At 40.5% G+C, this 23,821-nt stretch carries 23 protein-coding genes; 3 read left to right on the top strand and 20 right to left on the bottom strand.

The genetic code is table 11. The annotated features are described in order from the left end of the window. Nucleotides 1-77 precede the first annotated feature (77 nt). The 18 genes from ABJL82_RS04270 to rsmD form a co-directional block, all read right to left on the bottom strand. Nucleotides 78-1,934, bottom strand: coding sequence for an amidohydrolase family protein (locus ABJL82_RS04270; RefSeq protein ID WP_347273484.1), 1,857 nt, complete (start codon nt 1,932-1,934; stop codon nt 78-80). A gap of 349 nt (nt 1,935-2,283) precedes the next feature. Then, nucleotides 2,284-2,547 (bottom strand): DUF2442 domain-containing protein, encoded by a 264-nt coding sequence (locus tag ABJL82_RS04265; protein ID WP_347273483.1) that lies wholly within the window; start codon nt 2,545-2,547, stop codon nt 2,284-2,286. Continuing rightward, complete coding sequence (locus tag ABJL82_RS04260; protein ID WP_347273482.1) at nt 2,544-2,849, bottom strand: DUF4160 domain-containing protein; 306 nt, start codon at nt 2,847-2,849, stop codon at nt 2,544-2,546. Before ABJL82_RS04260 ends, ABJL82_RS04265 begins: the two co-directional genes overlap by 4 nt. Before the next feature lie 35 nt (nt 2,850-2,884). Then, nucleotides 2,885-3,142 (bottom strand): hypothetical protein, encoded by a 258-nt coding sequence (locus tag ABJL82_RS04255; RefSeq protein ID WP_347273481.1) that lies wholly within the window; start codon nt 3,140-3,142, stop codon nt 2,885-2,887. Then, nucleotides 3,132-3,401 carry a BrnT family toxin gene (locus ABJL82_RS04250; protein ID WP_347273480.1) on the bottom strand — a complete coding sequence of 90 codons (270 nt, stop codon included), beginning with the start codon at nt 3,399-3,401 and terminating at the stop codon, nt 3,132-3,134. Before ABJL82_RS04250 ends, ABJL82_RS04255 begins: the two co-directional genes overlap by 11 nt. A gap of 142 nt (nt 3,402-3,543) precedes the next feature. Beyond that, nucleotides 3,544-4,263, bottom strand: coding sequence for an SDR family NAD(P)-dependent oxidoreductase (locus ABJL82_RS04245; protein ID WP_347273479.1), 720 nt, complete (start codon nt 4,261-4,263; stop codon nt 3,544-3,546). Between the two features lie 287 nt (nt 4,264-4,550). Beyond that, the gene (locus ABJL82_RS04240; RefSeq protein ID WP_347273478.1) at nt 4,551-5,462 is read right to left on the bottom strand and encodes a diguanylate cyclase; all 912 of its coding nucleotides are present in this window, start codon (nt 5,460-5,462) and stop codon (nt 4,551-4,553) included. Then, the gene (locus tag ABJL82_RS04235; protein ID WP_347273477.1) at nt 5,455-6,096 is read right to left on the bottom strand and encodes a hypothetical protein; all 642 of its coding nucleotides are present in this window, start codon (nt 6,094-6,096) and stop codon (nt 5,455-5,457) included. Before ABJL82_RS04235 ends, ABJL82_RS04240 begins: the two co-directional genes overlap by 8 nt. Beyond that, the gene (locus ABJL82_RS04230) at nt 6,093-6,479 is read right to left on the bottom strand and encodes a response regulator (protein ID WP_347273476.1); all 387 of its coding nucleotides are present in this window, start codon (nt 6,477-6,479) and stop codon (nt 6,093-6,095) included. The genes ABJL82_RS04235 and ABJL82_RS04230 overlap by 4 nt, the downstream gene beginning before the upstream one ends. Nucleotides 6,480-6,698: 219 nt before the next feature. Then, nucleotides 6,699-7,187 carry a hypothetical protein gene (locus ABJL82_RS04225; RefSeq protein WP_347273475.1) on the bottom strand — a complete coding sequence of 163 codons (489 nt, stop codon included), beginning with the start codon at nt 7,185-7,187 and terminating at the stop codon, nt 6,699-6,701. A 99-nt stretch (nt 7,188-7,286) separates the two neighbouring features. Further along, a complete protein-coding gene (locus tag ABJL82_RS04220) occupies nt 7,287-8,465 on the bottom strand; it encodes a glycine C-acetyltransferase (RefSeq protein WP_347273474.1) in 1,179 nt (392 codons plus the stop codon). A gap of 63 nt (nt 8,466-8,528) precedes the next feature. Next, nucleotides 8,529-9,563, bottom strand: coding sequence for an L-threonine 3-dehydrogenase (gene tdh, locus ABJL82_RS04215; protein WP_347273473.1), 1,035 nt, complete (start codon nt 9,561-9,563; stop codon nt 8,529-8,531). A 153-nt stretch (nt 9,564-9,716) separates the two neighbouring features. Continuing rightward, nucleotides 9,717-10,451, bottom strand: coding sequence for an RsmE family RNA methyltransferase (locus tag ABJL82_RS04210; RefSeq protein WP_347273471.1), 735 nt, complete (start codon nt 10,449-10,451; stop codon nt 9,717-9,719). Further along, nucleotides 10,452-11,276, bottom strand: coding sequence for an RnfABCDGE type electron transport complex subunit B (locus tag ABJL82_RS04205; protein ID WP_347273470.1), 825 nt, complete (start codon nt 11,274-11,276; stop codon nt 10,452-10,454). It lies immediately after the preceding gene. A gap of 84 nt (nt 11,277-11,360) precedes the next feature. After that, a complete protein-coding gene (ilvB, locus tag ABJL82_RS04200; RefSeq protein ID WP_347273468.1) occupies nt 11,361-13,034 on the bottom strand; it encodes a biosynthetic-type acetolactate synthase large subunit in 1,674 nt (557 codons plus the stop codon). A 197-nt stretch (nt 13,035-13,231) separates the two neighbouring features. After that, nucleotides 13,232-13,681, bottom strand: coding sequence for a SpoVG family protein (locus ABJL82_RS04195; RefSeq protein ID WP_099327001.1), 450 nt, complete (start codon nt 13,679-13,681; stop codon nt 13,232-13,234). A gap of 18 nt (nt 13,682-13,699) precedes the next feature. Further along, the gene (gene ispE, locus ABJL82_RS04190; RefSeq protein ID WP_347273467.1) at nt 13,700-14,587 is read right to left on the bottom strand and encodes a 4-(cytidine 5'-diphospho)-2-C-methyl-D-erythritol kinase; all 888 of its coding nucleotides are present in this window, start codon (nt 14,585-14,587) and stop codon (nt 13,700-13,702) included. After that, a complete protein-coding gene (rsmD, locus tag ABJL82_RS04185) occupies nt 14,584-15,180 on the bottom strand; it encodes a 16S rRNA (guanine(966)-N(2))-methyltransferase RsmD (protein WP_347273466.1) in 597 nt (198 codons plus the stop codon). The genes ispE and rsmD overlap by 4 nt, the downstream gene beginning before the upstream one ends. Before the next feature lie 648 nt (nt 15,181-15,828). Here rsmD and prfB point away from each other — a divergent pair. From prfB to ABJL82_RS04170, 3 genes are all read left to right on the top strand, one after another. Beyond that, nucleotides 15,829-16,975 (top strand): peptide chain release factor 2 gene (gene prfB / locus ABJL82_RS04180; RefSeq protein WP_347273464.1). Its coding sequence is split into 2 segments (ribosomal slippage): nt 15,829-15,897 and nt 15,899-16,975, totalling 1,146 coding nucleotides; the frame shifts between segments, so codons are not numbered across the junction. Then, on the top strand, nt 16,956-18,215 hold the full coding sequence (gene glyA, locus ABJL82_RS04175; protein WP_347273463.1) for a serine hydroxymethyltransferase: 1,260 nt from the start codon (nt 16,956-16,958) through the stop codon (nt 18,213-18,215). Before prfB ends, glyA begins: the two co-directional genes overlap by 20 nt. A gap of 88 nt (nt 18,216-18,303) precedes the next feature. Then, entirely contained in the window at nt 18,304-19,326 is a 1,023-nt protein-coding gene (locus tag ABJL82_RS04170; protein ID WP_347273462.1) for an NAD(P)H-dependent glycerol-3-phosphate dehydrogenase, read from the top strand. Between the two features lie 193 nt (nt 19,327-19,519). On the opposite strand, the gene ABJL82_RS04165 is transcribed toward ABJL82_RS04170, so the two are convergent. Together ABJL82_RS04165 and ABJL82_RS04160 are read right to left on the bottom strand one after the other, a co-directional pair. Beyond that, the gene (locus ABJL82_RS04165; protein WP_347273461.1) at nt 19,520-20,248 is read right to left on the bottom strand and encodes a carboxypeptidase regulatory-like domain-containing protein; all 729 of its coding nucleotides are present in this window, start codon (nt 20,246-20,248) and stop codon (nt 19,520-19,522) included. A 115-nt stretch (nt 20,249-20,363) separates the two neighbouring features. Beyond that, a complete protein-coding gene (locus ABJL82_RS04160) occupies nt 20,364-23,810 on the bottom strand; it encodes a molybdopterin-dependent oxidoreductase (RefSeq protein ID WP_347273459.1) in 3,447 nt (1,148 codons plus the stop codon). Between the last annotated feature and the right edge of the window lie 11 nt (nt 23,811-23,821).

Genomic DNA, 23,821 nt, shown 5'->3' with positions numbered 1-23,821 from the left:
AACTTGTTTGCCCGTGAAATTGCTCAGGCTCACTTTAATCAGACTTCCGACTTCCGACCTCTGACTTCTGATTTACCCTAAGCCCAGAGAAATTTATGAGGATTCGCAGAGTTGAATTTGTGTTTTAAATGCGTATCCAGAGAGAGATAAAAGAAATTCTCTGCATAATCCTTATACGAATCCACACCAAACAGGTTAACCGGAAAATCACTGCCAAAGAGTATGCGATCCTCGAACCCTTTACCAACGATTCGTTCCTTTAAAAAGGTATAAGAATCTCTGCTATTCCCGATATAAGAAAAATCCGCATAGACGCCTTTATACCCGCCCATAAGCTCCATGATAGTATCCAACCACGATTTATGGGGCTTATTATTATCAAACCCACAATGAGCAAAATTGATTTTTAGATTCTCATATGTGGAAAGTACGTTTTTCCATTTTTCAGGATTGGTATATTCAATGCTGTGGTGAGCAGTTTTAAAACCGCCGGGTGAACAATGTACCGTTATCGGAATGCCCCTTTCACTGCAAAACTGATAGAGATAATTTACCTTGTCAAATTCCGTGGCGGTATCGATGGGTTTGTCCTCGTGGTCGGGCCAGGGGTCAAACCCCAGGGGTGGATATAATTTAACTCCCGCAAAGAAATAACTGCGCAGGTCGTCAATCCCTTTCACAGATATCGTCTTTTCCTTCTTTTTGGTATCTTTCTCATCGAAAAAGTAATGCTCCCTGTTTTTCTTAGCAAAGGTTTCATATTTTGCATTCGTATATTCCCCAAAATACTTTTCAAGCATTTTGGGAATATTATTTTTTTCGTTTAAGCGGGTACGAACCGATTCCTCAGACATGCCATCTATTTTATCAATCAAACCTTCATCAATTTGGACATGAGAAGAGACCGTGCGCAAATCATTTCCCAGGGTTTCGCTTTCTTTATAAAATACCAGTTTGCCCGTCTTCTCAATATAAGTAACGTTGTTTTTCAAAGTATCTCTTACATGCTCTTTTATCCTTTGAGGGATTTTTCTGCTCTTCAGAAAATGGTCAAATGCGTCTTTTTCCTCTTTTGGAACTACTTTCACAATTCCCAGGTCATAATTCCTCGTATTAATTCCCATAAAGGGATAAATATCGAGTAATTTAACAGGACTCATTTCCCTATACTCCCTTATCCCGTTGAAAACATCAACAACCTGCTCCACAACTGGTTTTCTGGGCGGTTTATTATAATAAATGCCTTGCATGTCAAAGCACTTGTAACCAAAATCTATTATCAGAGGGGTAATAACCATTTTATTGTACTTTAGTGTTTTTCCCTCTTTTGTTTTGATATGTATTTCATTCCCGGTTTCTTTCCATTTCTCCCCGATATCTTTTATAAATGACGCATATTTGTAGGTTGATGAGGTACGATATTCATTTATTAATTCCTTGAATCTTTCATCCGCAGACAAGATATCCATTTCCATAGAAAGAAATAAACTCCCCGTATCATTCTCAATAACAGAAAGAAGATTGATATTTTTTTTAAGCGTGTTTGTTATGAGGTCGCTTTCCCCTGAAGCTATCTTTCGTAAAGCCCACAGGGCAAAAACGAGGGCGGTTAAAACGACCGAAAATGCACTAACCAAAACGATATCGCTTACCTTACCTGAAAGGAAATATTCATATTTGCTTACCGCAAGCAATACGATTCCGGAGAGAACGACGCTTAAGACAATCAATAGTGTTTTCAGTAGTTTCACACTGAAATCTATCCCCAATAAACGGCAGATAACCTGGAGAAATTTGCCCTTCCCCAGCAGATCGGAGAAGGATACCGCCCGGTCTTTTAAAAAGCGATTCAAAAAGGCAAGAAGCCCTCCATGGCTCAAATTCAGTGCATGACAATGGACATCGTAAAATATCTTTTTTCCCTTTTCTTCCATACAATTTCTCCTTACTATGGTTAAGGTTTTCCGTTTTAATCCATTTCTACGAATTACGCATGGCTTCTTATCCGCCGGCATAATCGACGGGGATGGGCAGTCTGCAGAATTGCATTTTGCCCGACGATATAAAGCGGGAAAATATGTTTGGGTGGAGACATGGAGCACCTTATCAGTAATTTCTTAGCATTTTTTGGCAAAATATTTAATGATGAAATCCGAAATACTAACGGTTGAGCTAAGCTACCCCGATTGACGAGAGGAATTATGAAAGATAAAAAATTAACAAGTGAATCTAAAACTAATCAATCGAATCACACATAATAAAGGGGCTAGCTTCAGTGGCTTGTTATGGTTTTATATTATTTTCATACAAATCTGCAATCGGAAAGCAAAGATCATAGTCATTCCACTCTAAATCACCATTGTCAATTTTAAATTTTTTAAATTCCTGTTTGTCTAAATATTTTCTTATTAAAGGATTTAAAGAGCTATTTAAGAATGGAAAAAAATCTACTACTTGAATCGTGTTATCATTAAATGATAATTTAATTTTATATTCTCCAAGGTATTCCGCAGAAATGATTGTAATAACTTGTTCATCAAAAATCATTTTACTTTCCTTTCAATAATTTCACATGAAATTTGTTTATGCAAAACAAAATAATCAATCCATTTCCGGACAATTTTGTCGGCATAGGCGTTAACAAATTTTTCAAAGTCTCTTAAAGTACTTGTAGGCAATGGGGGCCGCCCTTTTACAGATTTAATAACAACACTTTCTACTTTTCCTTCTTTAATTATTAATTCTGCCTTAGACTCTTTACCTTGATATTTACCATGGACGTGAACCGGTTCATGCTCGTTACTGTAAAATATTATGACTATTCCACAATATACGTATATTTTAGGCATAAATTTATTTTTTTTTCAATTCAATAACGTAGATCTCAGTGGTGCTCTTTTAGGTGTCCACCGGAACGATTTGTTAGGCGTTGCGTCGAACGAGTAAAATCAAGGAGCGACCGTAATGCTTCATTCACTGCTGCTGAAGTGCTAAAAGCTTTGGCCACATCCGGTTCGAGAACAACAATATTCGATCCTTCCTCGGATAACCGTTTGTGGTATTTACCACGAACAGCTTTAGAATAGTCAAAGTCGTATTCTGGGCGTAATTCGTCACTTACCTTTTGCGTTTTAGTTTTCATGTCTTGTCCTTTCCCGCGCAGTTGCAAGTCGCGCGCTTATAATGTGTATAGTTTTACCTCTCTCGGTATGTGAAACCACTAGCAAACGTTCCTCTGCCGAAAAACCTACAGTGATTAGTCTATGTTCGCCAATTGAATGGTCAGGGTCATCAAAAGTAGCTGACAAAGGATCATAAAATACGGTTGATGCTTCTTCAAAATGGACGCCATGTTTTTTATGGTTCTTCTTTGCTTTTTCGGGGTCCCATCCAAATTCCATTACTACCACCTTTAAATTATCTGAGGATATTATATCGGAAAACGGCTGACTGAGATATCCTAACCTCGATACTTTTAAGCATTAGATACAGTGTCCCTTAATTCCGGCGTACACTGATTTGTTAGAAGTTTTTTTATGAATTTTATAGCCTATTATAAATAGTTTCCGGAACGATTTTCATTACCAATCCAATAAGCCTCCATCGTTTAGTTATATAAGCATGTTTCTTCTTCCTTTTGATAGCGGTATATATTTGTTGTGCTGCTTTCTGGGGAGATGCAACCCAAAAAAGTCCGTCTCCTTTTGCCATTGCTGTATCCACAAACCCTGGCTGAATATCTGTAACCGTAATGGATAACCCTGATTTTGCCACCTTTTTTCGCAAGCCTTCCATATAGTTTGAAACAAAGGCTTTTGATGCATTGTATGCAGGAGCATCGCCGTCCCCTCTAAGTGCTGCTATAGACGATAGGCCTACCAAATGGCCGGAACCTTTCGATAAAAAATGATGCATAGCAACATTTGCTATTGCAGCAAAACCAGAGACATTAATATCAATGGTTTCTTTTTCCGGGGGCCATTCTAAATCCTTGTTAATAAATCCTACTCCAGAGTTTATAATGATGATGTCCACCCCTTCCATTTCTGCAATTAGCTCTTTGAGTTGGTTTACTGCTTTATCTGTTTGAGAGACATCAATATGTTTTGCGAAAGAATTATAGGGAAGTTCGTTCTTGAGATCATCAAGCAGGTGAGTCCTTCTGCCTGCAAGTCCAACTATATAGCCATTTTGAGAGAAAATCTTTGCTAATTCCCTCCCGATTCCTGATGTCGCACCAACAACAATTGCTTTCTTTGTCATATCATCTCTGTCTCATTGATTGCCACTAACGATTGAACACACCTGCCGCTATGGAGCGGAGCGGAATGGCGATCAGGTGCAACGTCTTGTTAGTTATCCAATACATTGGTTCACGGTGTAAGTGTGCAATAGCGATAACATAAATATGGTTTTTTCCATTGGGATTTTGTATTTTGGGGATTTGTTTCGTATTTCGTACTTCGAATTTCGTATTTTTTATTTCTTGCTTGCTTGCTTGTTCGGTTCTGGCTATGTCCGCTTAGGTAAAAGTCCATTAAAAAGGTTCTCTAATGGTCAGCGGATAGCACCCTGTTTTTCCCTTCCCTTTTTGCTGTGTAAAGGGCGTCATCTGCCTTTTTGAATAACATATCGGTATTCGTAATATTTTTATTCAATGCAGCAACTCCTAAACTAATGGTTATTTTCCTCGAATATCCCTGGAACCTGTATTCTTCAGAGGCGATGTTTTCCCTGAATCGTTCCGCCACCTCAATGGCTGATTTCAAGCCGGTTTCCGGGAGTATGCAGCAAAACTCTTCTCCACCATAGCGTGCCAGGATGTCGGTAGTTCTTAATCCGGACTCAACTTTCGCAACCACCTCGCGAAGGACAAAATCTCCATACAAATGCCCGCAGGAGTCGTTTACCTGTTTAAAATCATCTATATCAAAAATAATTAGGCAAAGAGGTGCGCCGTATCTCCTGTGCCGTTCAAACTCCTCCCTCAGTTTATCCTCTAGATATTTGCGGTTAAACGACCCGGTCAGATAGTCCCTCCTTGTGGCGTCCAGAAGTTTATGCTCGTATGCAACTATTTCAGTAACGTCCCGCACTGCAATACATATGTGCTCTATCTTTTCATTTCCATTGCGAATAGGAAATATTGAGCAGCTCTGCTGCATGTAGTCAAACTGTAAGCCAAAGGAGCTTACGGGTCTGAACGGGAAAATATAATGATGCAGTTTTTGGGAAAGAAAGCAGAAATTTCCGAAGGCGAATATCGATTTACAATTTCGCAAAAATTTCCGGTCGTTTAAATTTGGGAAAAAGTCAAACAGCACCGAGCCGGTAATATTCCCGGCAGGTATTCCGCTGTTCATCTCCATCCATTGGTTCCAGTAATGTACCTTAAATTCAGCATTCAGTATAACCAGCCCCATATTTATCGAATTGCAGATTTGCTCTGGAATTTTATTCATATTTACTCATAAATTTATCAACCGCTTCTTTTATCTTATCGATAGAATCCATATTAATAAGAAGAAACAAAAAGCCATCAACATCCGCTTTTTCAAATTGAAATATGGTTTTAAGGATAACCGCATATCCTTCTCCATCGAAGAAATTCCCCGGCATGTCTTCATATAAATACTTTCCATCGATATATCTTGGCGGAAGATAGGAAACGACATCCGACAGCAATTCCGCTATTTTGCTGAGACAAGCGCCGATTATAATATTTCCCACCTCCGTTAACGTTTCCTTTTCCAGCAAATTAATGGACATGTTTGCAGGCATTTCATTATATTCTTCCAGCAATGAAATGAATAATTTACCGCTATTTCTGGAAAAGGCAAGATATGCAATACCTTTGAATTCAGATGTATAATGTTGTTCAACGATATGCAAATCTTCACCACTTTCAAAAGCGGTGCCAATAAAATCCCGCAGCTCTTTTGAATGCACTATCTTTATCTCAGGAACGTTTAATGTCGCATGCAATTCAATAACCTCGGAAAGTGACGCCGCCGCATTTCCAAATGCAATATTAATGATCTCTTTGAGCGCATCTATTTGTAATTCGCTCAGAAAATTCCCCGAAGTATCGTTCATTTTTTCTCTTTACTTTCCTGGATCTCTCTTGCCTTTGCTATGGCATTAATTATATCTTCTTTTTTAGGAGGCTTTCTCAACAATGTTAATGCACCCAACCCTTTCACTTTTTCAATAGTCTTTAGCTGAACATCCGCAGTTATCACAATGACCAGTGCGTTTTTATCGATTTTTTTTATCTCTTCAAGCGCCTGAATCCCGGACATAACAGGCATTGTTATATCCATGAAAGTTAAATCAGGCGAAACCCTTTTAAACTCCCCAACACCCATAAAACCGTCAAATGCTTCGTATATCTCATATGAGGCCTCTTTTAATATACAATTTTTTACCCCCAATCTGGCAACAATAGAATCATCTACAATCAAAATTTTTTTAATCATAATTTACCTTTTTCAATAAATATCATTAGGGATGTATAGCCATAAGCGTATAGTTTTCTAAAAAATGAATTGATACAAGAGGCGGCAATCCCTTGTTCAATGCGCTTACGATGTCATTATGTTTCGAAAAGACCTAATTTGTTTGGCTATATTTAATCTCAGGGCTATTGCATGACACAAAAACCCCTTCATTCCTATTGATATTGTAAAAATGACTCTTTATCGGAACCAAGAGGTGGAGGTTTCTTTTGGATTGAACTTGGCGTGGCATTCGTCACACCCATTCACCACTTTGAAAAATGCTGCCATTGCTTTATCCTTGTTCTTTTCCTGACATGCATTCACTAATTCAAGCGTATCTAAATGGAATTGGACGTCCAGCTTTACAAATTCTGTCGGCAAATCATCCTTATTTGCCCCTGTATATACGACGGGGCTTGAATTTTTCAATTTTTTTGTATCTTGCTGAATAGCTTTCCAGTCTTCTTTGTTAATAGAGGCCTGCAAATGTTTCAGCAATACCTTAATATCTTTCATGTGAACGATAAAGCCTTTTTCATTTTTAATAAAATCATGTTCCCCTTTGGAAGAAACCTCTGATTGATCCATCGCGGTTGCAGATATTTCTTCTTCATGCCTTTCCTTTTCACTTTTTCCGCAACCTGCAATACATAAAATGAGTATCGCAAAACTAATATATTTTTTCATATTCGGCACCAATTTACCTTTTTAAAAAAGTTAACACAATACGGACATATTAAATTTTTTACTTTGAAAAATCAATCGCATTAATGGTGTAAGGGTTTTTTAATTCAATATCCCCAATGTTTTCCCTATTTTTTCAAAACACCCTACAGCCCACAAAAGGTCGTTTTCGCTATGAGCAGCAGAAAGCATTGCACGCAGACGAGCCTTACCAACAGGAACGGTCGGATACCCGATTGATTGTATAAAAATCCCCTCTTCATACAATTTCCGGCTAAACTCTTTTGCCAATTTGGCGTCTCCAACCATTATTGGAGTTATTGGCGTTTGCGTTCTCCCTATGTCAAAACCTGTATTTTTCATTTGTTTCTGGAACAATGCGGTGTTTGACCATAGTTTTTCAACCCTAACCTTCGATTCCATAAGGATATCCACTGCTGCAATACATGCCGCTACATCAGGGGAGGTTGCAGCGCTTGAAAAAAGAAAGGGGCGCCCCTTTTGGGACAGATAGTCTGTCAATTTTTTACTCCCCGCTACATAACCACCCACTACTCCAAATGCCTTTGATAGCGTGCCAACCTCGATATCTACTTTCCCCTGCAGTTTAAAATAATCAACAATGCCTCTCCCGCCTTCCCCTAAAACACCCTCGCCATGTGCATCATCAACCATCGTAATGGCATTGAATTCATCCGCAATGTTAACAATTTCCGGCAAGGGGGCGATATCTCCTTCCATGCTGAACACGCCGTCCGTGATTATCAACCGTTTTCCGGCATTACTTTCCTGCGAAATTTTTCTACACAAGTCATCAGGGTTACAATGTCCATACCTGATAATTTTTGCCCCGGAGAGGCGGCATCCATCAATAATGCTCGCATGATTCAGTTCATCAGAAAAAATGACGTCATTTTTGCCAGCAATAGCGGGAATGACTGCCAGATTTGCGCAAAATCCTGATTGAAAGGAAATGGTACTCTCTACGCCCTTAAAAAGAGCAAGTTTCCTCTCCAGCTCACAATGCAACACAGTGGTCCCTGAAATAGTTCTTACCGCAGAAGGCCCTACGCCATATGCATCTATCGCCCCCTTCGCAGCAGATTTTAACCGGGGGCTATTCGCAAACCCGAGATAATTATTTGAGCAGAGATTTAACACCTTCTTTCCATCTGCGGTGATCCATGCATCCTGAGGGCCTTCAATGGTTCTTATGTTGACGAAAAGTCCCTCTTCTTCAAGTTTTTCCAGTTCTTCGTGAATAAAATTAAGGCGGCTCATGACTCCGGAGTCCTTTCTTTAACAGTTGCAGGGGTCTTTCAAATCCATGCAAACGGAATGAAATTACGGCATGACCTGCAAAATAACCTTTCCACACATACCATCTCTCATTAACTGCATGCCCTTTTCGTAATCTTCCAGTAAAAACGTGTGTGTAATAACCGGTCCAGGATCCACCAGCCCGGAAGACAGAAACCTGGACGTCTTATACCACGTAGAAAATATCTTTCTGCCGGTAATCCCATATATACGTATTTTTTTAAAAATAACCTCTCTATTCAAATCAATATCAACAGGGGTTTCATATATCCCCAAAACCGATATTCTTCCACCGGGAGTAAGAGACTTCAGCCCCTGATCAAGCGCCAGTTTATTGCCGGAAAACTCCAGAACCACATCTACGCCATTTCCCTCCGTAGCTTCCAGCACACAGTTCAGGATATCTGTGTTTTTCGGATTCGCCACAATATCCGCACCCATCTTTTTGCCGATATCCAGCCGATAATCATTTGGGTCAGAAACAATAATGAGAGAAGCCCCGCACGCCCTTGCTATGCCAACGGCAAAGAGACCAATGGGACCTGCCCCCAAAATAAGCACCGTTTTTGAAGATATGTCCTCAGACATTACCGTATCAACGGCATTTCCAAACGGCTCCTGAATTGTCGCCCATTCGTCAGGAATACGAGGATCATCTTTCCACAACACATGCTCAGGCAAGCTAAGGTATTCGGCAAACGTTCCATCGTAATCAATCCCTAATAATTTACTTTTTCTGCATACTTCTCTGTATCCATTCTTGCATTGGTAACAGTAGCCGCATGAAATGTGAGTTTCCGCAGAAACCCTCTCTCCTGCTTTAACAAACGTAACCTCTTTCCCAATCTCCTGCACATAACCGGCAAACTCATGGCCTATAATACGGGGTGGCGTAAAGCGCTGCTGCGCCCAATATGTCCAGTCATCAATATGAACATCCGTTCCGCATATAGAGGCAACCTGAACTTTAATCAAAACATCCTTTGGGCCAAGCTTTGGTTCCGGCATATTTACCAATTCCAGTCCTCTGGAGCGATTTGCTTTCACTACCGCCTTCATACAAAAACCCTTTCACAAAACACCGTATATTTATAACGCAACTACAAGCGGTATTAAGGAAACCTGCCTGCCGCATAATCAGACGTCGGAAGTCAGAATTCGGAGATCAGACTTCAGACTTTTGATTAAATCGATTTGCATTCATATTCATAGTCATAGACAATATTCATACAACAGCATGGAGGAAACGGCTATTGCGGCAGTCTCAATTCTTAGGGTAGAACTTCCCAGAGTTACCGGAATGCAGCCTTTTTCAACGGCACGTTCAATTTCATTATCAGTAAAACCACCCTCAGGGCCTATGAGGCAAACAATCTTTTTTGCAGAAGGCCTTTCGCGCAAAATAGCTTTCAGGGACAGTGCTTGATGCCTTAAACATGGAATGAGTGAAAGGTCGTAATCGCATAAAGTTTTCAAAAAATCTTCTATCGCCACACCAGCCGTAATTTCAGTAAGAACGTTCCGTTTGCATTGTTTGGAGGATTCAATGACTATCTTATTCCATCTCTCCCGCTTTTCCGCTGACGTTTCTTTTATCGCCACAACGCTCCTTTCACAATGAAGCGGAATCAAAGTGTGTATCCCCAATTCAGAACATTTTTGGATTAAGATGTCGGAAAATTTTCCTTTAGGAATAGAAACAGCTATGGTAATTGAGACGCTTGGCTCCCTGTCAATGGACTGGGAACTCTCAACAAATACTTTTAACCCGGCACGTTGCGTTTCAACAACAACCGCCTTGTATTCCATGCCTTTTCCATCGAAAAGGGTAATTCTGTTTCCCTGTTTTGCTCTTTTGACGTGTAAGATGTGGTGTGCTTCTTTTCCTTCAATCCAAATCTCTGAATGTATGGAAGCATTGGGTATGAAAAACCGATCCTGGTGCATTTATTGAGATGAAACCGTAGAGGCGTAACTTAACGCTCTTGCATAATTTATTATCGTATGATTGGGGCAGACATCAACACATTTGCCGCATGATGTACACTTTTGGTAATCAATTACTGCAAGATTGTTTTGTACATGAATTGCGTCATATGGACATTCCTTCTCGCAGCGTTTACAAGCAATGCAGGAATCCTGGCATATTTTCTTTGCAACAGCGCCTTTATCTAAGGATTTACATCTCACATGCACCATTTTTGATTCAGGCAATATGCTGATGATTTCCCTTGGGCATACTTCCGCACATTTTCCGCAACCTGTGCAACGTTCCCTTATTACTTTTGGCAAACCGTCCTTTCCCATGTACATAGCTTCAAATTTACATGCTTCAACACAAGTACCTAAGCCCAAACATCCATAATCACAGCCAAAAAAACCGCCGCTAATAATGTTTGCCGCACGACAATCCTTTACCCCATTATAGATAAATCTGTTCGTAACACCTTTTGCATGACACATTACAACGGAAAAAACCCGTTCCTTACTTTCAAATTCGACCCCCATAATATTGGCAACAAGTTCCGCCACAGAAGACTGTCCAACAGTACAGCCAGTAACAGGCGCTTTCCCTTCCACTACCGCCTGTGCAAAGCCACCGCACCCTGGTTGCCCACATGCCCCGCAATTTGCGCCGGGAAGCACCTCGTTAATCCTTTCGATACGGGAATCCACTTTCACGGCAAAGGTATCAGAGGCAATGGCCAAACCTATGCCAAAGATCATTCCTAATATGCCAAGTGTAATTGTTGCGCTTAAAATTAATTCCATTTTTTTTGTACCCTGTGCGTGCTTCGTATTTAATATATTTCTGGCTACAGATAAGTTATATCTAGTTATTATAACAATTTACTGTTATGCCATTGTTCCAATCATTTGATGAATTGGTTTGCCTGCAGGGACCATCGGAAAAACATTTTCATTCGGGTCCACCCTGAAATCCATGACGACGGGTTGTTTTGTGGAAAACGCTTTTTCCAAAGTAGGACGCACATCCTCCTTCTTTTCTATCAAAAATCCTTTCGCGCCATACGATTCCGCCAACTTTACAAAATCCGGATTCCCGTTTAAACTCACACTGGAGTAACGTTTATCGTAAAACAACTCCTGCCATTGCCGTACCATACCAAGGTACCCGTTATTAAGAATAACAATCTTTACCGGAATATTCAACCGAACAGCGGTGCTCAGTTCCTGAATATTCATCTGGATACTTCCATCCCCCGCAATATCCACCACAATTTTATCCGGACATCCCAATTGCGCTCCAATTGCCGCAGGAAATCCGTATCCCATGGTACCCAATCCCCCGGACGAAAGGAATGTTCGCGGCTTAGTATATGTATAGTACTGTGCCGCCCACATCTGATTCTGTCCAACTTCAGTAGTTATAATTGCCTCACCATTCGTTGCTTCATATATTTGTTCTATCACATACTGAGGCTTTATAAGATCCCCGCTGTTATTATATGTTAATGGATTTTGTTCTTTCCATTGCTTGATTTTATCGAACCATTCCCTTCTCTCGACAAAACTGATATGTTTATTAAGTTCTCTCAAGGTATTTTTAGCATACCCCACAACCGGTATATCTACCTTGATATTTTTACTTATGGAAGAAGGGTCTATGTCAATGTGGATAATTTTTGCGTTTGGCGCAAATTCATCAATTTTGCCCGTGATACGGTCATCAAACCTCGCACCAATTGCAATCAATATATCACATGCAGTAACTGCAAAATTTGCATATGCAGTTCCGTGCATTCCCAGCATACCCAAAGATAAATTATGATTTTCCGGAAAGCCCCCTAGACCCATAAGGGTTGTGGTGACGGGAATATTCCCTTTTTCCGCAAGTTCCAATAATTCCTTTGCGCTATCTGAAGCAATAATGCCGCCACCTGTATACAATACAGGGCGCCTTGCATTATTAATTACCTCTGCGGCAATTTTTATTTGACGAATATTACCTTCATACGTAGGTTTATATCCTGGCAAATCTACTTCGGGAGGTATTATTTCTTCACACTCACCCATAGTGACGTCAACGGGCAAATCTATTAAAACGGGACCCTGTCTGCCTGAATTTGCCAAATAAAATGCTTCTTTTACTACTCTTGCTAAATCTTTTACATCCTTAACTAAATAGCTGTGTTTTGTTATGGGGCGGGTTATTCCAATAATATCAACTTCCTGGAAGGCGTCATTACCGATAAGAAATGTTTTTACCTGTCCCGTCAAAGCAACCATCGGAACGGAATCCATGTATGCCGTTGCAATAGCAGTTGTTAAGTTTGTAGCGCCAGGGCCGGAGGTCGCCAAACATACACCTACTTTGCCCGTTGCCCTCGCAAATCCATCAGCCGCATGACCTGCGCCCTGTTCATGTCTCGTTAAAATAAATTTAATCTGCGATTCATATAATGCATCAAACAAAGGAAGAACAGCGCCGCCTGGAATGCCAAACACATATTCTACCCCTTCCCTTATCAATGCATTTATTAGAATGTGAGAGCCTGTTTTAATCATTGGTTTTTGTAGAAGATAACACAAAAGTTTAAAGCAAACATAAGAACACCTACAGAAAACACACTTTCGCGTTCTATTTCTTTACGGTATGTTCAAAGAGGTATGTTTAAATTGAACAGCAAGAAGCCAATTGATGTGAAAATATTGAGTTGTGAACTCTTATATTTCTAGCCGTAAGGTTTACTACTTTGCAGACCTCATACATCTTCGCTATCAAAATCGCTGGAATCCAAATCATCCATATCTTCATATTTTGGAGGCTTGTAACCTGGCAGTTTAGACCTTTCCACTTCCTCTTTATAGGCGGCAAGAACTTTTTCCTGTATTTCTTCTCTGCATTTTGAATTTATCGGATGTGCGGTATCTGCATGTAATTTTAACCTTCCCGCACCCTTTGATGCCCGCTTTTCATCTAGTCTTGTACCACAATCGTTACAGTATTGAGACATAAGGTGGTTTTTCCCGCCACAACCCGGGCATCGGTCTGTAAGCTTTCTGCTTGGCATTGCCACAAAAGCCCCTTTATGCCCCTCGATAACCTTCAGATCTCTAACAACAAAATCGTTATCAATCGTAATGCTGCAAAACGCTTGTAATCTGTTTTTTTTCGCTTCGGTCAGCTTCACCCTAACTTCAGTTATATTCACGGCCATCCCCTTTCCTGTTCACTTAGTTATGCCTTCGAAATCACTGGTTACCACAAAAACATCACCAATACCAAACGTTTTTAATTTTTGTCCTATATTATTTGCATCACTTCCACTTCTGCATAATCCATACATTGCAGAACCGCTTCCTGATAAAAGCACTCCACAAAAATCAAATTTTCTCAATTTCTGTCTAATTTCTTCAAGTTGAGGATAGAGCTTAAAAACGACGTCTTCTAACCGATTGTGCAAACACTTCCCCAGCAGAGTAGCATCGTCTGACTCTAAGAAACGCAAGGTGAAACTAACATCTTTCAAATTTTTTGTCAAGCCAATTTTGAAATTTTTATATATGGTAGCAGTACTTACCTCAAAGCCCGGATACACTATTACATAATGATATATTACCCGGGATGGGAATGGCTGAATAATTTCCCCCCTTCCTCTGCAAATAGCCGTATTCTCGCCTACAAAAAAAGGGACATCGGAACCAAGCCTGCTTGCAAACAACATTAATTTTTCACTATCATACCCAAGCCGCCACATCTTATTTATGCCGATTAAAGTAGCTGCAGCATCACTGCTCCCGCCGCCAAGACCTGCCCCTACCGGTATATTTTTTTCTAAAAATATCTTTACCCCTCTGGAAACTCCCGATTCTTTTTGCAATAATCGCACCGCTTTAACAATCAGGTTATTTTCACCCGTTTCAAGTCCTGGATTTGAACAACTGAGTTCCAGACCTTCATTGTCTTCCAAATAAAGGTAATCGCATAAACACACCTTTTGCATAACGGTTTCGATTTCATGATATCCATCTGGACGTTTCCCCAAAATCTCAAGAAACAGATTGATTTTTGCAGGCGCTGCAATTTTTATTTTCCCCCGATCTTCCCAAAACTTCATGACATGTTTCCCACGGTAATGTTTTTTTCGAAAAAAGATATTTGTGTTTCTCTATAACTTCTCGTATCGTACAACTTTAAAAACAAAGCCCCCGGCGGCATCTCCAGCGTTATCTTTCTATGCTGAAACACAACAATGCCTCCCGGACAAACAATGTCTTTTTCGAATAAGGTTGACAAGAGCATCAGCAATTTTTCTCTATAAGAACTATTGTCGGCAAGGGGATATGGCGGACAGGCAAAAACAATATCAATCCCGTCGGTATTTTGCTCCAGAAAGGGGATGGTTTTAAGCACATCACATCTTACGATTACCGACTTGTTAAGCAGTTTTGTTGCGCGGATGTTTTTTTCTATCGCCTGGATTGCAAACGTGCCATTCTCCACAAACAAACATGATTTTGCACCCCTGCTTAACGCCTCTATCCCAACAGCCCCCGTACCGGCATATAAATCCAGCACGCGACTATCCGGGAGGATCTCCGCCAATATGTTAAACAGTGATTCTTTCACATTATCCGGTATTGGCCTTGTTTTGTTCCCTTTAGGAGAACAAAGCAAAACACCCTTTGCACTTCCCGCAATTACACGCACAATTTTGTATCAGACTCTCTCTTGTTATTAATACATTGATAAAAACAAACGACGGCACAAAAACCCTCTGTTAATTCACAACATTGCCCACTTTTAGAAAACCTTGATATAAAGTAACGAATGCTTTCAAACCTCAGCCATCCCCAGGCAAACACCACACAACCCCTGATAAATTTACCTCCATAATCACAAACTGATTTTAGAAATTTAAGCATTCAACTATGGCTTAAAATTGTAATATTCTTTAAATACTTTCCGGAAAATATTTATTTTACTATATCTCCATCTCTTTCCAGATACGAACAAGCAACCCATGTTATTTTATAAAAATATCAAGCGCACAAATGGTACGTATATATTAGTCCCAAGTCAAATACAAATTCCGTATTGACACATTTAATAGTTTTTTGTAATATTCATCCTTATATTTTGGACATTTATTAGACATTACCGATACTATTTCACGTAAAAAACATCTTCATAAAACTCACAAATAAAACAATTCTATTTTCGCCCGGAATTTTTAAATAATGGTTTTTATATTCAAGAGTACCTCTTAAAATTACTAATTCTCTCTTTTATTGATTTCACACCAAAAATGCCCTTTTTGGAATCTTACAACTTTTTAAACAAAGAAACAGGAAAAAAATGACCGAAAATATCAGAAAAGATCTTCCTAACCTCCGTGAACGTCTCATTAACATAAAGGACTCTCTTTGATGTAGTAAGCAAAGAAAAAGAGCTAACCGAACTTGAAAACAAACTATCTTCTCCGGGGTTTTGGGAAAACAAGGACAAGGCGCAGCAGATTGTTAATAAATTAAAAACTCTCAAAGGAATTGTATTGCCTCTGCAGGAATTACAAAAAACTTACGAAGAGATAGAGTTTCTGGTTGACCTTATGGAAGAAGAAAGCGATGAAAGAACAACCGCGGAGATAGCTGGGGATATTGCATTATTTACACAAAAACTTGAAAAACTCGAGCTACATACAATGCTTGGCGAAGCCCATGACCATTGTAACGCCTACCTGAGTATTTACGCCGGGGCAGGAGGAACGGAATCATGCGATTGGGCTTCTATGCTTTTTCGTATGTATTCACGCTGGGCAGAAAAAAAAGGTCACACACTCTCTCTCATTGATTCACTCACGGGGGAAGAAGCCGGACTAAAAAGAATTACCGTTCTCATCGAAGGCGAGTATGTTTATGGGCATTTAAAATCTGAAATTGGTGTACACCGTTTAGTAAGAATTTCTCCATTTGATTCTAATGCCAGAAGACATACTTCTTTTGCCGCTGTTGATGTATTGCCGGAAATAGAAGAGGAAGAGGAAATAGAAATAAACGACAATGAATTACAGGTAGATACATACCGTTCATCAGGGGCAGGCGGGCAGCATGTAAATAAAACATCTTCTGCGGTTCGTATTACTCATTTGCCTACCGGAATTGTAATAGCATGCCAAAGTGAACGCTCACAGCATCAAAACCGAAGACGGGCAATCAACATGTTAAAAGCAAAGATATATCAAATAAAGGAGAAGGAAAAGAAAAGGGAATTATCTGCCGCCTATGACGAAAAAGGCGAAATCGCCTGGGGAAACCAGATACGATCATATGTATTACAACCGTACTCGCTCGTTAAAGATTTACGAACGGGCAAGGAAAGTGGTAATACACAGGCAATGTTAGATGGTGAAATAGAGGGGTTTATTGAAGCTTATTTAAAATGGAAAATGGCAAAATCAAATTTATTAACAAAAATGAGGAATTATGACAACGTTAAAACATGACGACCCGGAAGTCTGGAATGCTATACAGGAAGAAGCTAAAAGGCAGCAGGAAACAATTGATTTAATCGCATCAGAAAATATATGCAGCCTTGCCGTACAAGAAGCACAAGGTTCTCTTATGACCAACAAATACGCGGAGGGATATGTTAACAAGCGATGGTATGCAGGTTGTTCGAATGTAGATACCGTAGAGCATTTGGCCGTGCAAAGGGCAATGCAGATATTTGGCGCTGAGCATGCTAATGTACAGCCAAATGCAGGTTCGCAGGCAAATATGGCAGTATGTTTTGCCGTACTAAAGCCGGGAGACCGGGTACTGGGCATGGACCTCTCACACGGCGGACACTTAACACACGGCTTTAAAAAGAATTTTTCCGGGATGATGTACGAAATATCCCACTATGGGGTAAAGAGAGAAACTGGCTGCATAGATTACGATGAGTTACGCAACATAGCTCTTGAATTTAAACCAAAACTCATTATTGCCGGGGCAAGCGCCTATCCGCGAATTATTGACTTTAAAAAATTCAGGGCTGTTGCAGATGAAATCGGCGCTTATTTTATGGCAGATATCGCGCATATCGCTGGCCTGATTGCGGCAGGCGTTCATCCTTCTCCGGTTCCTTTTGCCGATTTTGTTACCACAACAACCCATAAAACATTACGCGGGCCCAGGGGTGGTCTTATTTTGTGTAAATCCAAATATGCAAAACAGATTGACGCAACGGTGTTTCCCGGAATCCAGGGAGGCCCTTTTATGCATAGTATCGCTGCAAAGGCAGTAGCCTTTAAGGAAGCGATGTCTGACGAATTTAAAAAATGCCAGCAACAAACAGTTAAAAATGCACAAGCCATGGCCAATGAATTTGTTAAAAAGGGATATGACATAGTTTCCGGCGGTACGGATAATCACTTATTTCTCGTTGATTTACGCAACAAGAACATCACTGGCAAAGAAGCACAAATACTGCTTGAAACTGCTAATATAGTACTGAACAGAAACACCATTCCTTATGATGAAAGAGGGGCAAATGAACCGAGCGGTATTCGTATCGGAACGCCGACAATTGCTTCCAGAGGAATGGACGAAAAGGATTCAGTAAAGATTGCAGAATGCATTGACAAAATTTTATCCCGCCCACATGATGACCATGCAAAAAATGCTGTTAAAAACATTGTAAAAGATTTATGCGCCGCTTATCCATTGCACGAATCAGGTGCTTGCCAGTCAACAAAATAGAGATTAATGTGCCCATTAGTTTTTATTTACAAACTATCTTATGCAACAGGCTGGATTAAATCCAGCCTGTTTTTATATGCAAATAAAAATGACTCAAAACTTTAGTGCAAAAAATATTACTGTCATTGGAAATGGTGGCTGGGGAACTGCTCTCGCCATTTTATTATACAATAAAGGCAATAAAATCAGTCTTTGGGGACATGACAAGTCTTATACTGATTATTTAAACGAAAAAAGGGAAAACACAAAATATTTAAAAGGCATTACCATCCCTCCGGATATTGCTATTACTTCTGAAATTACCGGCACATTAATGGATACACAATTTATCCTATCCGCGACTCCCACTCCTTATTTGCGTTCAGTGCTGCTTAAATTTAAGGAGGTATTTGTCGACAAAACTCCCATCATCAGTATTACCAAAGGGATCGAAAATGAAACACTCATGCGGCCAAGCGAAATTATCCACGATGTACTAGGAGACCCGCCGGTATCTTTGCTTTTGGGACCTAGCCATGCAGAAGAGGTTGCCCATGGCTTGCCAACGACTATTGTTGCATCTTCAAATGATTTATCTTTAGCACAAACCGTACAGGAACTTTTTACAACTGACCGGTTTAGAGTTTATACAAATACAGATATAATTGGTGTAGAAATAGGAGCTGCCTTGAAAAATGTGATTGCAATTGCCGCCGGCATATGCGACGGATTAAGTCTGGGAGACACTACAAAAGCGGCGCTCATCACCCGCGGTTTAGCGGAAATAAGCCGTCTTGGCACTGCTATGGGTGCAAAAAAAATAACCTTCTCAGGGCTTTCCGGACTGGGCGATTTAATAACTACCTGTATCAGCCCTTATGGAAGAAACAGATGGGTGGGAGAACAAATCGGCAAAGGAAAGATGTTGGAGGAAATATTACGTGATATGAAGCAAATCGCGGAAGGGGTGTGGACAACTAAATCGGTTATCGAACTTTCAAAGAAATACCGTATTGAAATGCCAATTACCCATGAAATTTATTCCGTATTGTTCTCTGGGAAAAAACCATTGGAGGCGCTCAACAACCTAATGCTGCGCACCCCAAAATCAGAGATAGAAGAAATTTATTAAAATGCTGCATTAAAATTTTTCCAACACTTTGGTTTTAAAAAAAAGCATGGGCGAAGCATTTGCCAGCCTGGATATGAACGCATTTATACAATTTATAGCAAATGCTTCGCCCATGCACTATGGCGTTCTATTAACAAAAAAATCCTGGCAAACCGCACTGTTCACCAGGATTTTTTTTGATCTACAAAGTTGATTATCTCCTTCTGGCCAGTTCAAAATCAATAGTAGCAGTTTTTCCCGTCTCTACCGTGACCTCTTGTGATAATCCTTTGAGTTTTTCATGCCAGGTCTTCACCGTATATTTTCCAGGAGGAATATTATTGATGGAATAATTTCCCTCCTTGTCAGTCATAGCAAAATAGGGATTTGCCAGCGAAAGAACATAACCGGCCATTTCCGCATGCACATTACAAAGAAGCGGTGTTTCTCCCAAAACATCAAATTTCACCTCTTTTACAACACCAGTTGGGTATGTACCCAGATTAAACTGTAATGCCGCGGTCGGCGGAGAAAAGACATTATGGCGAACCGCATCGCTATTGGGGAAATCCACCACCGTATCCTTTTGCAAAGCCACCACCCTTGGCACATACGTAAGATTAAGCTGATCAACAACAGCATGTTCAGACGGTGGGGGGAAATCATTATTGCCAACGGTTTCAAGGAACACAACAACATTCTCATTTGTCCTTTCCCTTTTACATGTTACTTTCCCTGTAATAGAACCACCGTTCTCAATCTTTGGGATATTTTGAACCACCCTCTTCAATTTTTGCTGCGCTTCTTCCAATTTCTTCAGGGCCTCAGCCGCCTCCTCGGCACTTAAAGCTTCTTTTTCTTCTGCATAGAGAGTTTTCAACGCAATTGGCATTGATACTGCAAATGTCATCGCAAGAATACCATAAATTAAAATCCTTTTCATAAGCCTTCGCCTTCCTCCATTTGAAAATTTACATAAAATTACACGAGCTAACAAATGTATCAACTTAAGTCAACATTTGTTAGCTCGTTATCACTATCACTTTATATCTAAAAAATTATGCATCAACTTTTATTAATTCACCATTCAAAAACTTCTTCATGAAATCATTCTCATTGCCGGCAGTGTATCCGGTTTTAACAGGATCCCAAACGCCTTTTCCTCCCATGCCACCATTCTCAGCCTTTGTGATCTTTACTAATGTTTCCTTAGGCACGGTATTAATACAATGATTATCAGCTTCGAAACCGAAAATAAACTTCATCCCGATTTTAGCCTTATGGAAAAGGCTATCCAACTGGTGCATTGGCATCGACCAATCCCTTGTAATACTCTGCTGTGAACCGTAGCGGAAGCTGGACTGATAACCGCTCGGAGACAACGCCCTACCATCCGGTCTTGTCTCATGTGCTTGTACCGTTTTGTCTGAGGAAATCCAGGCTGAATGTTTCATCATTGTACAATTATACGGGTACGCAGGATTATACTTCGCCCTCAACATAAGCCTTGATACCTTATAGAAAGAATCGTTTGGTTTCCATCCTTCATATGGTCTGTCGGCAGGGTTTGCATCAACATAAACATAATCTCCGTCCTCAATGCCTAAATCTTTTGCGGCCTGAGGATGAATATGTATTTGATGTTCACCGACGCCAGGCATTCTTTTATCCATCCTGTACGGATCTCCGAAGTTATTGTTCCAGATAAAGTTCCAATCCGTAACTGCCCACTGCGAATGCACCGTATGCCTTGACTTTGGAGTCACGCAGTAGAAGTGATACCCTTTTTCCCACAGGAAATTCTTAGTTTTCTTTGTCTCTTCCCATGATTTCTTGATATTCCTGACAGTCCTATCCTCCCAGTGTTCAGCACTTTCCGGGATGCCATAGTCATCTGGCCGAATATAAGGATTCGTACTCACAATCGCATTTGGTAAATATGGCGTAGCTTCAGGCCCTTCGCGATGGACAATAAAGTTTTCTCCATATTCAATAATTTCCGGCTCATCATTATAAGCCTGTAGCCTTCCCGTTGGGGTATAAAACGGCAAGCTTTCGTGTACCTGTTCCCAGAATGGCTGTCTCGGATATGTCCGGTATAACATTAACGCAACACCCGGCTCTCCATACTTTCCATTTAATATATCCTCGCATGTGTACCCTTTCATGGTCGTGCTACCATCTAGCAATCTGTTGATATATACACTCGCTCTTCCTTCAAGGGCAAATTTCCAGTTGTCTTCAAATCTCGTATCTCTTAGCAATTCACCCAATTTCGACGCCATACCCGCAAGTATTTTCACATCGTCTTTTGATTCATACACAGGGGTTATGCCCGTTTTCCCCCATATTTGAATAAAAGGATTTGAACAGGAAGTGGTGATTTCAAATTCCTGGAATTCAACCCATGAATTTGCCGGAAACGCAAAGTCAGCGTATTCTATCGAACCTGTTATCTCAATATCGGTTGACATAATCTGCTCAATGTTTGGATTAACATTCTTCAACATTTGGTAGACATGCTTCGCATTATTGATAAGATTTACGTTGGTAAACCACATAATCTTCGTTGGCGTTGGCATGTGCGTTTTCCCAGTAAACACCTTACGTCCATATTTTGGAGTATTCACAATCAAGGGCCTTTCACTGTGATTCCAATAGGCAACTTCTTCATCCAGTGCACGCCCTTTGATATTTAAGTCTTTTGCAGATGCATAAGGGTCTAAATTAGGTTTAAACACATCTTCTGCTACCCATCCATAAAACCCAGGACCACTCCATTTAGAAGCCTGAAAATTGCCAGCTTTATAATTTCCTGCCCACGTGTGCGAACCAGACCCAAAGTATCCAACATTGCCAGTTAACATTACCGGTAAATAGTAAGACCTGTTCATCAACGTTGCATGGAAGTAGTGATTTACCCCTTCCCCGTAATGAATTGCAACAGGTTTTATCGTGGCAATGTCTTTCGCCAGCCTTTCGATCAGTTCTTTAGGAGAATTGGTCATGTCAACCACAGAATCAATATCATAATCCCTAAGATGTATCTTATACATTTCGAGCAGCGTCATTACCTCGATTTCTTTTCCATCAACGGTTTTCAACTTAAACGAACCTTCCAAAACAGGATCTATACCTTTTTTAACCAACGTCTCACCAACATCGTCCCGTGTTATAGCTTTTGGTCCTTTTGATTTTGCATCCCAAACAACAAAATCCCCGATAATCTCTCTTTGTTCATCCTTCAGACCTTGAATATGATAGCTCGGACCATCGGAAATATCCTGTAATTTGTAATTTGGAATAATATCTTTTGGAGAAACTCTCTTTAAAGTATCAGTCCTTACCAGCAACGGGAAGTCGGTAAACTTCTTTACATAATCGGCATCATACCATTTGTTATCAATAAGTATTTTTGTAATACCCAGGAATAGAGCGGTATCCGTGTTGTTCCGAATAGGAATCCAGTAATCCGCCTTTTGAGCTGAAGGACTATACTCAGGGGTAATAACAACAATCTTTCCACCCCTCTCCATTACCTCTGTAACCCAATGCGCTTCCGGCATCTTGTTTTCTATTAAGTTCTTTCCCGTTTGAATCAACAACTTTGAAAACCGGACATCATTCATATCAACATCCGAAGTCTGCAGGCCGTGAGAAAACGGATGACCCGGAGCCTGGTCACCATGCCATGTATAGTTTGACCAGTTTCTGCCGCCCAATGCCTGCTCAGGACCAACACCCCTGTTATGTGCATCTACAATGGCAAGACAATTATTAAACCTATACATTCCATATTTTCCTATTACCCCAAGGAGCCCCATGCCACCACGTCCTTTGAATGTACGTGTGCCGGCGCCCTGCATCCTGTCAACCATCTCCTTTGGATACCCCTGGTCAATAAGTTTTTGCGCGCCTTCCGGACCACTGTATTTTTTTGTAATATGGAGAATCCCCTTTGAGGCATAGGTAAAGGCTTCATCCCAAGACGCCCTTAATAATTCATCATTGCCCCTGTTGTCAAACATATACTTCGACTTGTTCTCCGGCGTCAGTTCCGGAAAACCGTCATCCGCCCATCGCTTCCACCCTTTTCGAATCAAAGGGTATCTAAGCCTGTATGGACCATAAACCCTCCTATGAAACGTGTACCCCTTTAAACACATCCTCGGATTCCAGTTCCTTGTCGCCTGGTTTCCATACAAATCGGTATAATTCTGGTGGTCATAGTTTTGCTCAACCCTCATCATTACATTGTTTCTCACAAATGCCCGTATCCTGCATGCATGTGTGTCATTCGGAGAACAACAATAAGTAAATGTACGGTCATACTGATACTGGTCTCTGTATACACTTTCCCATCTTCGGTCGGGATAGGTATCTAAAGGATTATCTACCACGACTGCAGGCTTTAGCAACCTGAACGCCATTGCATTCTTAGCAAGCGTCAGGGTCGCTCCGGTTGCACCGGCTACCTGTAGGAAAGCCCTCCTCGTTAGCTTCATAATTTCCTACT

This window comes from Candidatus Kuenenia sp., from assembly GCF_039794105.1.
Lineage (GTDB): Bacteria > Planctomycetota > Brocadiia > Brocadiales > Brocadiaceae > Kuenenia.
The sequence above is the reverse complement of the archived record's forward strand: the minus strand, read 5'-3'. Positions and strand labels throughout refer to the sequence as shown.

Bases quoted from the DNA above. Each gene is read 5' to 3' on its own strand.
- ABJL82_RS04235 (WP_347273477.1), bottom strand. From the start codon at position 6,096: ATGAACGATACTTCGGGGAATTTTCTGAGCGAATTACAAATAGATGCG.
- ABJL82_RS04265 (WP_347273483.1), bottom strand. From the start codon at position 2,547: ATGATTTTTGATGAACAAGTTATTACAATCATTTCTGCGGAATACCTT.
- ABJL82_RS04260 (WP_347273482.1), bottom strand. From the start codon at position 2,849: ATGCCTAAAATATACGTATATTGTGGAATAGTCATAATATTTTACAGT.
- ABJL82_RS04165 (WP_347273461.1), bottom strand. From the start codon at position 20,248: ATGAAAAGGATTTTAATTTATGGTATTCTTGCGATGACATTTGCAGTA.
- ABJL82_RS04250 (WP_347273480.1), bottom strand. From the start codon at position 3,401: ATGGAATTTGGATGGGACCCCGAAAAAGCAAAGAAGAACCATAAAAAA.
- tdh (WP_347273473.1), bottom strand. From the start codon at position 9,563: ATGAAGGCGGTAGTGAAAGCAAATCGCTCCAGAGGACTGGAATTGGTA.
- ilvB (WP_347273468.1), bottom strand. From the start codon at position 13,034: ATGATTAAAACAGGCTCTCACATTCTAATAAATGCATTGATAAGGGAA.
- ABJL82_RS04255 (WP_347273481.1), bottom strand. From the start codon at position 3,142: ATGAAAACTAAAACGCAAAAGGTAAGTGACGAATTACGCCCAGAATAC.
- ABJL82_RS04245 (WP_347273479.1), bottom strand. From the start codon at position 4,263: ATGACAAAGAAAGCAATTGTTGTTGGTGCGACATCAGGAATCGGGAGG.
- ABJL82_RS04210 (WP_347273471.1), bottom strand. From the start codon at position 10,451: ATGCACCAGGATCGGTTTTTCATACCCAATGCTTCCATACATTCAGAG.
- ABJL82_RS04240 (WP_347273478.1), bottom strand. From the start codon at position 5,462: ATGAATAAAATTCCAGAGCAAATCTGCAATTCGATAAATATGGGGCTG.
- ABJL82_RS04170 (WP_347273462.1), top strand. From the start codon at position 18,304: ATGACTCAAAACTTTAGTGCAAAAAATATTACTGTCATTGGAAATGGT.
- ABJL82_RS04160 (WP_347273459.1), bottom strand. From the start codon at position 23,810: ATGAAGCTAACGAGGAGGGCTTTCCTACAGGTAGCCGGTGCAACCGGA.
- ABJL82_RS04220 (WP_347273474.1), bottom strand. From the start codon at position 8,465: ATGAGCCGCCTTAATTTTATTCACGAAGAACTGGAAAAACTTGAAGAA.
- ABJL82_RS04205 (WP_347273470.1), bottom strand. From the start codon at position 11,276: ATGGAATTAATTTTAAGCGCAACAATTACACTTGGCATATTAGGAATG.
- ABJL82_RS04270 (WP_347273484.1), bottom strand. From the start codon at position 1,934: ATGGAAGAAAAGGGAAAAAAGATATTTTACGATGTCCATTGTCATGCA.
- ABJL82_RS04225 (WP_347273475.1), bottom strand. From the start codon at position 7,187: ATGAAAAAATATATTAGTTTTGCGATACTCATTTTATGTATTGCAGGT.
- ABJL82_RS04230 (WP_347273476.1), bottom strand. From the start codon at position 6,479: ATGATTAAAAAAATTTTGATTGTAGATGATTCTATTGTTGCCAGATTG.
- glyA (WP_347273463.1), top strand. From the start codon at position 16,956: ATGACAACGTTAAAACATGACGACCCGGAAGTCTGGAATGCTATACAG.
- ispE (WP_347273467.1), bottom strand. From the start codon at position 14,587: ATGAAGTTTTGGGAAGATCGGGGGAAAATAAAAATTGCAGCGCCTGCA.